Origin of the sequence: Flavobacterium sp. Root935 (assembly GCF_001429295.1) — a bacterium.
Classification (GTDB): domain Bacteria; phylum Bacteroidota; class Bacteroidia; order Flavobacteriales; family Flavobacteriaceae; genus Flavobacterium.
Window position 1 is genome coordinate 313,028 of sequence record NZ_LMJL01000008.1, and the last position, 12,901, is coordinate 325,928.

Annotated in this window: 8 protein-coding genes and 1 pseudogene; 6 read left to right on the forward strand and 3 right to left on the reverse strand. The window is 33.5% G+C overall.

Going from position 1 to position 12,901, the window contains the following annotated elements; translation table 11 throughout:
• The first annotated feature begins 298 nt into the window (after nucleotides 1-298).
• Complete coding sequence (locus tag ASE40_RS06715; protein WP_057116195.1) at nucleotides 299-1,237, forward strand: alpha/beta hydrolase; 939 nt, start codon at nucleotides 299-301, stop codon at nucleotides 1,235-1,237.
• A gap of 53 nt (nucleotides 1,238-1,290) precedes the next feature.
• Here the strand turns inward: ASE40_RS06715 and ASE40_RS06720 are convergent.
• The 3 genes and pseudogenes from ASE40_RS06720 to ASE40_RS06730 form a co-directional block, all read right to left on the reverse strand.
• Nucleotides 1,291-2,712, reverse strand: a pseudogene (locus ASE40_RS06720) (PepSY-associated TM helix domain-containing protein); the annotation flags it as partial.
• A 75-nt stretch (nucleotides 2,713-2,787) separates the two neighbouring features.
• A complete protein-coding gene (locus tag ASE40_RS06725; protein WP_057116196.1) occupies nucleotides 2,788-4,020 on the reverse strand; it encodes a DUF4374 domain-containing protein in 1,233 nt (410 codons plus the stop codon).
• A 22-nt stretch (nucleotides 4,021-4,042) separates the two neighbouring features.
• On the reverse strand, nucleotides 4,043-6,436 hold the full coding sequence (locus ASE40_RS06730; RefSeq protein WP_057116197.1) for a TonB-dependent receptor: 2,394 nt from the start codon (nucleotides 6,434-6,436) through the stop codon (nucleotides 4,043-4,045).
• A 107-nt stretch (nucleotides 6,437-6,543) separates the two neighbouring features.
• Between ASE40_RS06730 and ASE40_RS06735 the strand changes: the two genes are divergently transcribed.
• From ASE40_RS06735 to ASE40_RS06755, 5 genes are all read left to right on the forward strand, one after another.
• Nucleotides 6,544-7,575, forward strand: coding sequence for an AraC family transcriptional regulator (locus tag ASE40_RS06735; RefSeq protein WP_057116198.1), 1,032 nt, complete (start codon nucleotides 6,544-6,546; stop codon nucleotides 7,573-7,575).
• Between the two features lie 766 nt (nucleotides 7,576-8,341).
• Nucleotides 8,342-8,656: a hypothetical protein gene (locus tag ASE40_RS06740; RefSeq protein ID WP_057116199.1), complete on the forward strand. Its 315-nt coding sequence runs from the start codon at nucleotides 8,342-8,344 to the stop codon at nucleotides 8,654-8,656.
• 225 nt (nucleotides 8,657-8,881) lie between these two features.
• Nucleotides 8,882-9,571, forward strand: a complete 690-nt coding sequence (locus ASE40_RS06745) for a hydrolase (protein WP_057116200.1) — start codon at nucleotides 8,882-8,884, stop codon at nucleotides 9,569-9,571.
• 150 nt (nucleotides 9,572-9,721) lie between these two features.
• Nucleotides 9,722-11,509, forward strand: coding sequence for an amidohydrolase (locus tag ASE40_RS06750; RefSeq protein ID WP_057116201.1), 1,788 nt, complete (start codon nucleotides 9,722-9,724; stop codon nucleotides 11,507-11,509).
• Between the two features lie 3 nt (nucleotides 11,510-11,512).
• Entirely contained in the window at nucleotides 11,513-12,883 is a 1,371-nt protein-coding gene (locus ASE40_RS06755) for an alginate export family protein (protein WP_057116202.1), read from the forward strand.
• The last annotated feature ends 18 nt before the right edge of the window (nucleotides 12,884-12,901 follow it).

Sequence of the window (12,901 nt, forward strand, 5' to 3'; positions counted from 1 at the left end):
TGTAATCGATTGCACAAATATAGTTTTTAATCTCTACAATCCAAATAAATTGTATAAAAAATTATTTTAACTATTTAAATAAACATATTACATAAAAAAAAGAATACAAAATTACACATTAAACAATATATTTGTTAAAAACCAAGAGGTGAAATTCATCCTTTTTATGGGGTAAAATTGTCCTGAAATTTATGTTTCTAGAATCAATTTTATTCTAATTTTACTTTTAGAATAAACGGTTACTTTTTTTACAACAAAAGTTAATAAATATTTAAAAATCAAATAATTACCAAACAAATTGAAAAATAAAAAAACACAACCATTACGAGGAATTGCTTTGGGTTTGCTATTGCTTTGTGGAATATTTTCCAGCAGTGCACAGAATCAGGTAATTCCGTTATGGAATAAAATTCCAGACGAGATAAAAGCAGCAGATTATAAGGAAAAAGAAAGTATTACTGACGGAAAACTGCAAAGTACAACTCAGGTTACCATTCCTACCTTAAGCATTTTTCTTCCTAAAGATGCAAAACCCAATCAAACTGCTGTAATCATTTGTCCCGGCGGAGGTTATATGCATTTAGCTTTTGATAAAGAAGGAACAAAAGTAGCCGAATGGTTCAACAGCTTGGGAATTGTGGCTTTTGTATTGAAATACCGTCTTCCGAACGATTTGATTATGAAGAATAAAATTGTTGGTCCGTTACAAGATGCCCAAGAGGCAGTTCGTTATGTAAGACAAAATGCAGCAAAATTAAATATTGATCCGAATAAGATCGGAATTTTAGGTTTTTCTGCGGGTGGTCATTTGGCTTCAACTCTATCTACTCATTATGATGATAAAGTTTACGAATCTACATATAAAGTTAGTGCACGCCCCGATTTTTCTATTTTAATGTATCCTGTAATTTCAATGGAAAATCAAATTACGCATAAAGGTTCGCAGACTAATTTACTGGGCAATAATCCGTCACAAGATTTAATTGATTCTTATTCAAATGAAAAGAAAGTTACGTCTCAAACGCCTCCAGCATTCTTAATCCATGCGACAGATGATACAGTTGTTATACCAGAAAACAGTATTAATTATTATTTGGCACTTAAAAAGAACGGAGTTAAAGCGGAGTTACATTTATATGAAAAAGGCGGCCACGGTTTTGGATTAGGAGTAAATGACACTAGTAAATTCTGGACAAGAGATTGTGTAGAATGGCTTAAAGCCAATGGTTATAACTAAAAATAAAAAAGGCAAAACTTTTACAAGTTTTGCCTTTTGATCAAAAAAAAAANTGCGTTTCTTTTCAATTTCGGAGCAGGAATTGCTTTACTGGCTGTTTTTGGTTTCGATGCAGGTGTTTTCTTTTTGCCAAATTTTTGTTTTCCCCACCAAATAATAAATCCGGTAATAGGTAAACTGGCAGAAATTAAACTAGCGAGAAACGCAATAATTTTACCTGTCAAACCAAGAACGCTTCCTACGTGAATATCATAATTCATTCTTCGGATTTTATCTGGAATATTGGCTTCCATATATTTCCCCGAGAAAGGTGTTTTAATAGAAATCTCTTTCAAAGTCTGCTGATCAAAACTATAGCGGTCCATATTATAAAAAGTATGTCTCTGCTTGTAAACAAATGCACCAATAGGATCTGCAGGTTTAGAAGGAATACTTATCATGATTCCCGCTGCCTGAGGGTTTTCTTTTTTAATATTCAATAATACTTTATCGGCCGTTGTAATATTAAATGCCTTAATATTAGTTGTATCAGATTTTGGTGATTCGCGATTTTCTGTCAATGGTGTTCCACCTGAAGTTACCCAGTACAACGATTTGCTCCACCAGCCAAAACTCCACACTAAACCGGTTACGGAAATAAAAAACAGAAAAATACAGCTGTAAAATCCGAATACATTGTGTAAATCGTAATTGACGCGCTTAAAACTTGCGTCCCATTTTATTTTAAAACTTTTATCTATAATTGATTTTATCCATTTTGTAGGCCACCACAAAACAATTCCAGAAATTAAAAGAAAAACAAAAATCAGAACCGCAACTCCTACAATTGGGCGTCCTATATCATACGGAAGCCATAATGCACGATGACCGTTTAAAATCCATCTGAAAAAATCTGGCGATTCTCCTCTAGAAAAGGTTTTAACATTCAGTATTTCCCCAGTATAAGGATTCATATAAACACTTATAAAAGTCCCGCTTCTTCTTCCGCCTTTTCCTTTTTTACCTTTTTCTTTTCCTTTTTCATTCGGCTGCGCTTTTAAGTCCGACTTTGCTTTTACACTTTCATTTTTAGCAAAGTTTTTTCTCTTATCGTCTCGTTTGCGTTCACCTCTTTCTCTCTCGCTTTTGCTGCCTTCTTCTTTTTTCTCCACAAAATAACCTACAATAGCTGCTTCGTCTTTTTCGCCAAAAGTAACGCTGGCTGCATGTTTGTCTTTCATTTTCTTATCTGCAATTGTAACCAATTGAGATGGAAGCATAAATGCCTTTTCCTGTGGTTTTACAAAACGCCAGTCTTCAATAAAATCTTTAATTTCATTTTCGAAAACATATATACAGCCCGTAAGACTGACAATCACTACAATAATTCCAGATGCCAGGCCAAGCCACAAATGGAGCCAGGCCATAACACGCTTAAAAAGCGATTTTTTACTTTTTTTCTTAGTATTGGGTTTTGGTTTTGAAGAAGAAAACATAATTGGATAGATAAATAGGATAAATAAAAAAACCGCAAGTCCTCATAAAAAAGAAGGACTTACGGTAAAAAAATATTAGTATTTTAATTTCTGAATTGCAGTAATTTGTCCGCCTTCAACTTTCATTCCTTTTGTAGCAACAGCTGTTGAGCCGTTGATAGAATAAATCCAGTTTCCATCAGGAGTGTTGATACCAACAATTGCAGAATTTCCGTCTTCAGAAGTAATATTATAACGGCTTGTAACAGAAGTTAATGTTGCAGGAGCATTTGTAACCCATGTAAATGTCTGGTTGTACACATCGGCAATAGCCATTCTAACTGCACCATTGTTTTTTCCAACATTTCCGTACATTAACAATAAGAATTTACCTTTTGAAATGTAAGAGGTAGAAGAAATTTTATATCCTCCAGATTTTTCCTGAACGTTGAAGAAATAAGACTTATCAAATTCTGTAGTTCCTTTTTTGATTTTTACAACCGCAGAAGGTTTTGTAGAAGTCAAAACAGCATTACTTGTAGCAATAGCTCCAGAGAACCCGTAAGCATCTCCATTTTCGTCTTGGAATAATCCGTTTGTAAAATAAGCTCCTAAGTAACTTGTACGGTTATCTTTGATTACTTTTTCTAATTTAAGTTCTGGATAGTTGTAAACTGCTACCCAAGTACTATCTGGATTTACAGTTCCGAAATTATCTACTCCATCACCTTTAATACTCATATATGGCATATAAACTTTGTCTCCAACCTGAGTTGCCCAAGTAAAGAAAGCTCTTTCACCGTTTCCTGCCAATTTCTTAGTATCCTGCTGTGCTTCACCAATAATAAGTGATTTTTCAGCATCAATCTTGTACATCGAAGCAATTGAAGCACCACTTCTTGGAACCTTAATTGTTAGGATATCTTTGTTTACAGCAGCAAATACGTGTACAGTTTCTGCCTGGAAATCAGATTTCTTCACTAATTTTCCTTCAGCATTTAAATTGTAAGTTGTTACAGCTCCAGGATTTCCTTGTCCGTAAAGTAAACTGAAAAAGTTATTTTGTGCTGTAATATAGTAACGGTACGTTCCGTCTTGTTCCAATCCGTTTCCAGTAGTTGTGATAGATCCTGTAGTGACATCGTCTGCAGTTAGTAAATAATCTGCAATTCCTGCTGCTCCTGTTGTTGCAGTAATAATATATTTAGTTTTTCCAGTATCTGTCCCTCCACCTGTTGTGTCGCCTGGTTTATCTGAATCACTGCTGCAAGAAAAAGCTGTAAAAGCTAATACAGCTGATAATAACGCTAATTTGGTACTTTTTTTCATTGTAATATGTGTTTGTATTAAATTAATTATTTGATTTACTGAAGTAATATCTAAGTTTGATGTAAAAAGCTCTACTTGGTTTTTGCAATGAAAAGTTGTCGTAGAGTTTATTATCTAAGAAGTTTTTACATTCAAAAGCAATATTATATTTTCCGTTAGCAAGCGTATAAACTGCATTCAAATCATGGCTGAACTGTTGCGGAATTTCTAATTTACTATCCTTGCTTCCCATACTTGGCCAAGACAAATAGTAAGTATGGACATATAGTAAATTGTAGCCAACGGATAAATTGTTTCCTTTTTTCCATAGATTATTGAAGAATACTGTTGCATCGGCATTTCCGAAAAGGAATGGCATATTTGGAATTCTGTCTTTGTAAAATGGAGAAACATAATTTTGATTTGGCTCATATTCAGTCATATTTCTAATATTCTGATACGTGGCATTAAATCCAGCCGTAAACCTGTTGCTGTACGAATATCTAACCTCCCCATCAATACCATAATTGGTTACTTTACCTTGGTTTACATTGGTATTCATGGTTTGATTATTATTCAAAGTAGGACGAATAAAATCTGTTGCATTTCTATGTAAAAGATTCACATCAAATGACAGCGCATTTTTTACATTAAAACTCGTTTGATAACTTGCACCAATATTAAAATTGTTACTAGTTTCTGGTTTTAAAGCCAGATTTCCTTCTAAATTATCATTTACATTTCCAAAGATTTCTTCAGGAGTTGGAAGTCTGTAACTCTTCTCAAAAGAAGCTTTTACCTGAAGATTACGCTTTATGTAATAACTCGTCGCGGCACCATAGCCTGTTGTAGAAGTATTATCAACATATTTTTGATAAGCAATATCGCCCGCATTTCCAGAAGGATTGTAACTTCTTGAATAAGTAGTTTTTAATGAGTAATCTTTTAAGAATAAAGAAGTACTCCACTTTTCATTATAATCCAGTTTATACCCTAAACCTAAAACATTTTTTTGTGTCTTTTTAGGCTGTTTGTACACCAAAGATTCAGGAACTAGTTCGTCACTTTCTTTACGGTCAAAAGTATTAAAAGTGTTATTGATCATAAATGAATGTCTTTCATTCAGCGTATAAGTTGCATTTGCTGTCGCTACACCATTATTGTTATAAAATTTACGAAGTGTACGGCTTCTTTCTCCACCAGTACCTTCATATTGTTTATAATCTCCAAACCAATTGTATCTTCTAAAAACGGTATCTACATTTTGTTCGAATCCAAAATTGTAATTACCCGTAACATTAACATTAAGACCTTTGGTAAATAAATCTTTAACCTGATATTTTAAAGTCGGCATAACAATACTTCCTCTTCTGTAGATTTCTCCAAAAACGCTAACCATTCTTGCACCAGTTTGAATATCAGCTTTATTTTCTCCTCCAGTAAAACCAATCATTAATTTATCGGCATATTTTTTTCCTGTTACTCCAATATTTACAATTACGGTTTCATTGCGGTATTTATCATGAAAACGTCTTACGCGCTGATTGGGGAAATAAGCTCCCGTATTTAAATCGGCAACGTCTACGTTGACCCAATAATTATTGTCTGAATAGTTTTGAAAAGCATTGATTTCTGTTGTGAATCCGCTTTTTGCCGTATAGCCTGCGTTGATACTAGAACGATGCGTATTAAAAGATCCGAAAGAATAAGAAGCATCTACAAAAGTTCTTGGCTTGCTGTTAGTCACAATATTAATTGCACCTCCAAGAGCATCTCCGCCCAGCCAAATTGGTACAACTCCTTTGTAAACTTCGACACGATCGGCAAGATTGATTGGAATATTATTCATTTGAAATGAAGAACCAAAATTATCCATTGGCACTCCGTCAATAAAAACTTTGATCTGATTACCCGAAAATCCGTTTATAGAAAGTTCCGATCTCGAACCAACTCCTCCTGCTTCGCGATTACGAACTCCAGAAACACGATCTAAGGCATGAGACAGATCCAATGTTGAATTGTGTAATTTTTTAGCATCAATTGCTGTTACGCTGTAAGCTTGTTTATTTACTTTTTCGGTTGGTGTTCTTCCAAGTACGGTTACGCTTTCTAACTCTTGTAATTCACTTTCTAACTGAACTGGAATATTTATGCTGACATCTGAAACTTCTATACTTTTTTTAAAGCTTGAAAACCCGATTGCAGAAATTTTTAATGTGTGTTTTCCCGGCTTAACATTATTAAAAATGAACTTCCCGTTTTCATCTGAAATCATACTTAAACCCGTTTTTTCTATAACTATTGTGGCAAATGGAATTGTTTGCCCAGATTTTTCAACAACTTGTCCAGATACGGTAACAGCTTGATTTTGCTGGGAAAATGATAAGAACGAAAAGAAGAAAAATGAAATAAAAAATAAAAATTTTTGAGTTGACATATCTTTAATTAGACTAATTATAAATAACTTTGTCGCAAAAGTACCATCAACAACCTGAAAAAAGATAGGGAAAAACGGATTATTATTTTGTAAAAACGGATTAAATTTTGAAAATCAAAGCCACACTTTTAACACCAGAAACGCCACTAATTAAAATTCAAATTGGAGATAAATATTGTCCAAAAAGCATTTTAACAGAGGAGAATATCAATATAGAAAACAACACTTCAGAGAAAATTAGCAGCCGGCATTTAATTACAGAAGGCTTAGTTATACTCGATACCCAAATGTATTATTCGAGCTCAAAAACAGTCATTTTTGAAATAGATGAAGAATCTGTTATTATGAATTTTATTTACAGCAGCAATGTAGAAACTCAAATAGACCAGTTAGAAGGCGAAAAGTTTTCTAAAGAAAATACACACAATATTTTTTATACCAGTAATTTTAAAGCTTCATTTACAATTCCACCTTTTAAACAAATAAATTACTTGTCTATTATTTTATCGAAGGAGTTTTATTACAATATCATTAATGAAGATTGGCAGCTACATGAAAAATTTTCAAAAAACATTCTTAGAAAAGAATCCAGTTATTTAAACTCAAAATATCTTCCTTTTTCACCTGCAATTCAATGGGTTACACACGAAATAAAGAATTGTACGCGTCAAGGTGCACTCAAGAGAATTTATATTGAAAGCAAAATTAAAGAACTTCTAATTCACCAGCTCGAAGCAATAATTACCAAACCTCCATTAAAAGAAAAAATTGACGAAGAAGAATACAACAAACTTTTAGAAGCAAAAAAAATACTAGACAACGATTATCGAAACACACCTACCCTGCCAGAACTTTCACGACTTATTTCGCTAAACGAATTCAAATTAAAAAAAGGTTTTAAAGCTTGTTTTGGCACAACTGTCAAAAGCTATATCATTAAACTTAGAATGGAACATGCGAAAGAGTTATTTCAAAGTAAAACAGCAACAGTAAGCGAAGCTGCTTACAAATGCGGCTATAAAGATGTCTCTCATTTTTCGGCTGCATTTAAAAGCTATTATGGCTTTTCTCCACAAAAATTTAAAATCAATACCGACATTATTCAATTTTGGTTAATTGGTTTTTCATTTTTGTGGTAAAAAAAAGGGTCTTAAAATTATGTCCGTCGACTTAATCTTAAAACCCTTAAAAATTCGACATTAATGTATATTGCAAACTTATATACAAAACCCACGATCAAATGAATCTGTCAATTAAATTCTAAAAACGTTTCTCCAAAAACAGTTTTTTATAAAAATTCTAAATGACATCTAAAAAGGTAAAGAGTGCCACTGTTTCAAATTTCTATATGTCAAAGTTATAATTCACAAAAGCAATTACCTTACGGTTTTCCTCATATTGAGAAAAAGCTAGGCGCTTCTTATCAATAAAACAAACTAACAAACTGTTTATCAATAAAATAAATTTTAAAGTTTAACATTTTTTTTACACAACTCAAACTCATCTTCTTTTTTAAAATTGTGAAATCATACTTTAAAACACTTTCTTGTCCTAGATTAAGAGCTGTTTTTTTCTTCTTAAATTATCTTTGTAATGCAAATTATAAGTTCAATCAAAAACTGAAATCAAAAAGAGAAAAGGTATGAAAGCCTTAATTTTTTTTCTTGTTCTAGATTAAGTTGAAGCAAGATAAGAACCAATAAATTTGCAAAGTAAATTACAAGTTCTGTCAAAAACTGAAATCGAAAACAAAGAGAAAATATTTGAAACATAAAATCTTTTCTTGTTCTAGATTAAGTCGAAACAAAAACGAAAGAAATAAATTTAGAAGTTCTGCCCAAACTAATTTTTTAAGTAAAAAAAACTTAGAACCTTAGCCACTCAGAATCTCAGAAACTTAAAAAAATGAAAACACTTGAATTCTTATTACTCGGAAAAAATGAAGCAATTCTGGCCATTTTACTTCGCCTTGTAAATGCTTATGAAGATTGGAACGCTGTTTCTTTCAACAATGAGAAAGAGGCTCAAGAATATTTTCAGAATCACAAAATCGATGTTGTTCTATTGAGTTCCGGAATCGAAGATCATATCGAAAAAGAATTTACTTCATTTTGTTTAAAACATCAGCCAGATGTAGAAGTAATTGAACATTTTGGTGGAGGAAGCGGTTTACTAAAATCTGAAATTCTCCACAGATTACATCTAAAAGGAAAAATTTAGGTGCCAGAATCTTCCTTTTAAAATTCATTAAAGCTTTAAAATAATTCATTCACGAAATATCCAATTTGATTGACGATATATCGTTAGGATAACTATTGCCTTTTCTGAAACACCTTTTAAAATCAATACATTACAAACAAGGCATTTAATTTGAATGCAAAACACTGAAAATCAAATACTAAATAATTTTTAAAAACCATTTATTCACAACAAAATCAAATTATCATGAAAAAATTAATCCTTACCGCAGTTTTATTATTAGTTACATTTATCGGATTCGCTCAAAAGCCAAGTCCAGCATTATTAGATCCAACAAACCATACATTGGTACTGGTAGATTATGAAAGCCAAATGGCATTTGCAGTAAGCAACATTCCAATCGATCAACTTAGAAACAATACAGCCCTTGTTGCTGGAGCATCAAAAATATTCAAAGTGCCAAGTATCGTAACAACAGTTGCAGAAAAATCATTCAGCGGACCTGTTTTTAGAGAAATCGAAGAATTCTACCCGCAAAAAACTTCAAATTATATTGATCGTACCACAATGAACACTTGGGAGGATGCTCCTGCACGTAAAGCAATTATTGCAACAGGTAAAAAGAAAATTGTTTTTGGCGGATTATGGACAAGTGTTTGTATCGTTGGGCCAGCATTATCAGCAATCAACGAGGGCTATGATGTTTATGTAATTACAGATGCAAGCGGAGACGTTTCTAAAGAAGCGCACGAAATGGCCGTAACACGTATGGTTCAAGCTGGCGCTCACCCAATAACTTCATTACAGTATTTATTAGAATTGCAACGCGATTGGGGTCGTCAGGAAACTTATGTACCTGTAACAGATTTAGTTAAAAAATACGGTGGTGCTTATGGTGTAGGCGTACAATATGCTCACGAAATGTTGAAACACTAATTTTATTTTAAATTAAAAATTGAGAATTAAAAATTAAAAGATATTTAAAATCTATAGTTTATTTTTCCACGAAGATGAGCTGAAATTTAATTTTTAATTCTCAATTTTTAATTAAAACCCACTCTCCAAAACCACTTAAATACCACAACCATGAAACTCATTTCTAAAATAACAGCCCTTCTTTTAATCATTTCTCTTCCCATTTTCGGGCAAAACAAAAAAGCCACACTAATTGTTCATCATGCAGTAATTCACACTCTGGACAATAAAAACACAATCGTTGAAGCGATGGCTGTTGCTGATGGAAAAATTCTTAAAACGGGAAAAAACAGTGAAATATTAAAGTTAAAAGATAAAGCAACAACAATAATCGATGCCAAAGGAAAAGTAATTATTCCTGGAATATTTGATTCTCACATGCACATTATCCGTGGCGGAAGATTCTACAATACCGAATTACGCTGGGACGGAGTGCGATCTTTAAAAAGAGCGTTAGCCATGCTGAAAGAACAAGCACAAAGAACTCCAAAAGGACAATGGGTGCGAGTTGTAGGCGGATGGAATGCTTACCAGTTCGAAGAAAAAAGACTGCCAACTTTGGCCGAAATTAACGAAGCAAGCGGCGATGTTCCGACATTTGTACTGCATTTATATGGACACGCTTATTTAAACAAAGCAGGTTTAGAAGCATTAAAAATTGATTCTAATACGCCAAATCCAAATGCGGGATTAATTGAAAAAGATGCTAACGGAAATCCAACCGGATTATTAATTGCTGAGCCGAATGCTTTTATCCTCTACTCTACTCTTGCCAAACTTCCAGAATTAACTCAGGATGAAAAATTTAATTCGACTAAGCAATTTATGACCGAAATGAATCGTCTTGGCGTAACCGCTATTATGGATGCAGGAGGCGGATTTCAAAATTTTCCAGACGATTACGGCGTAACAAACGGTTTATGCAAAGACAGTGATTTGACCATCAGAATGCCTTATTATTTGTTTGCACAAAAAGCAGGAAGCGAATTAAACGATTACACCAAATGGATTAATACTGTTGAAATTGGTGAAGGCTGTGATGACGATCATCATTCGGACAAAGTAGAATATCACGTTCAGGGCGCCGGAGAAAACTTGGTTATGAGTGCAGGAGATTTTGAAAACTTCGACAAACCAAGACCTGAATTAAGCCCAGCGATGGAAGGACAATTGAAAGAAGTTTTATCATTATTAGTAAAAAACAAATGGCCATTTAGAATACATGCGACTTACAACGAAAGCATTACAAGATTTTTAAATGTCATCGAAGACATTAACAAGGAAACTCCTTTAAACGGCCTTTTATGGTTCTTTGATCATGGAGAAACGGTTTCTGTAGAAAATTTAAAACGAATAAAAGCCTTAAATGGCGGATTAGCAATTCAGCACAGAATGGCGTATCAAGGAGAAAGCTTCATTAAAAGATATGGCAAAACCGCTGCTGCAAATACAGTTCCGCTTAAGAAAATTTTAGAATTGGGAATAAAAGTAGGAATGGGAACTGACGGAACCCGTGTGGCAAGTTACAATCCGTGGGTTGGTTTATACTGGTTAACTACTGGTAAAACACTTGGCGGTTTAAAATATATGAATGACGAAAATATCGTAGACAGAACAACCGCTTTAAAATTATTTACTTACGGAAGTGCCGAATTAATCAATATCGAAAAAGACCGAGGCATGCTGACTGCAGATAAACTAGCCGATTTTGCGATTCTTTCTGACGATTATTTTTCAACTTCTGAAGAAAAAATCCTTAACATCGAATCCAAACTAACAGTCGTTAACGGAAAAATAGTATATGCCGATAATGACTTTAGAACCTTTGCCAAACAAACCCCAAAAGCAATTCCAGACTGGAGTCCGGTAAATTACTTTGGAGGTTACCAAAAAAATTAAATCATGAAAAATACATTCTTACTATTGTTGCTTTTGGGAATCTTTTTTTCTGCAAATGCACAACAAAAACCAGTTTTTCAAAAGCTGCGATATGAGGATGATTTTCAATATCTAAAAGCCGATTCGACGAAAAGCTGGTACGAGAAAATCAAATATATTCCATTAGGTAAAAACGATAAATACTACGCCTCAATTGGCGGTGAAATCAGAGAACAATATTTTTATACCGTTAATGACAAATGGGGCGACGAAACAACTGGCGGAGACGGCTACTTACTTTCACGTTATTTATTAAATGCCGATATACATTTTGGCAGATTCAGGACTTTTGTTGAATTCCAAAGCAGTCTTGCCAACAGCAAAATAGATCCAAGTCCAGTGGATGAGAACGAACTGGATTTTCATCAGGCTTTTTTAGATGTTGATTTCATTCAGAATAAAAATCAGCAGTTAACTCTTAGAGCTGGTCGACAAGAAATGGCTTACGGCTCACAGCGTTTAGTAAGCGTTCGCGAAAGACCAAATAACCGAATCGCCTTTGACGGAGTGAAACTATTTTATAAAAACAATAGCTGGCAGACAGATGCTTTTTACTCTCATCCTGTTGCTAATAAACCTGGTGTTTTTAATGATGATTTCAATGACAATGCTAAACTTTGGGGAAGTTATACGGTGATTCATAAAGTTCCTTTTATCCAAAATATCGATTTGTATTATTTAGGATTATGGAAAAACCGAGCTGTTTTTGATAATGCAGTTGGTGAAGAAACAAGACATTCGATAGGAACCAGAATTTGGAAAACAAAAGGAAACTGGAAATACGATTTTGAAGGATTGTATCAATTTGGAAAAATAAATGCTCAAAATATTGCAGCATGGACACTTTCATCAAACACATCTTATACTTTTGAAAATGTAAAATTCAGTCCTGAAATTGGTTTAAAAACCGAGTTTATTTCTGGAGATAAAAACAATAGCGACAATACATTACAAACGTTCAATCCCTTATATCCAAAAGGCGCTTATTTTGGCTTGGTTGGGTTAATAGGTCCAGCGAATTTAATTGACATTCACCCATCGATTGCTTTCGATCTAACAAAAAATTTAGGCTTCGGGATAGATTATGATATTTTCTGGAAAAGTTCAATTCATGACGGTTTATATGCTCCAAACATGCAATTGTTATATTCTGGAGACAACACAACCGAGCGTTTTATAGGAACACAATTGATTGCTAATTTTGATTATAACGTAAATTCCTTTTTAACGCTTTCCGTTGAAGGCGCTTGGTTTAATGCCGGAGCTTTCCTAAAAGAAGCCGGTTCAGGAAAAGATTATTTTTATTCAGCTTTGACTGCTCAGTTTAAATTTTAAATTTGCAGAAAAGCTGAT

Bases quoted from the DNA above. Each gene is read 5' to 3' on its own strand.
- ASE40_RS06725 (WP_057116196.1), bottom strand. From the start codon at position 4,020: ATGAAAAAAAGTACCAAATTAGCGTTATTATCAGCTGTATTAGCTTTT.
- ASE40_RS06730 (WP_057116197.1), bottom strand. From the start codon at position 6,436: ATGTCAACTCAAAAATTTTTATTTTTTATTTCATTTTTCTTCTTTTCG.
- ASE40_RS06740 (WP_057116199.1), top strand. From the start codon at position 8,342: ATGAAAACACTTGAATTCTTATTACTCGGAAAAAATGAAGCAATTCTG.
- ASE40_RS06745 (WP_057116200.1), top strand. From the start codon at position 8,882: ATGAAAAAATTAATCCTTACCGCAGTTTTATTATTAGTTACATTTATC.
- ASE40_RS06750 (WP_057116201.1), top strand. From the start codon at position 9,722: ATGAAACTCATTTCTAAAATAACAGCCCTTCTTTTAATCATTTCTCTT.
- ASE40_RS06755 (WP_057116202.1), top strand. From the start codon at position 11,513: ATGAAAAATACATTCTTACTATTGTTGCTTTTGGGAATCTTTTTTTCT.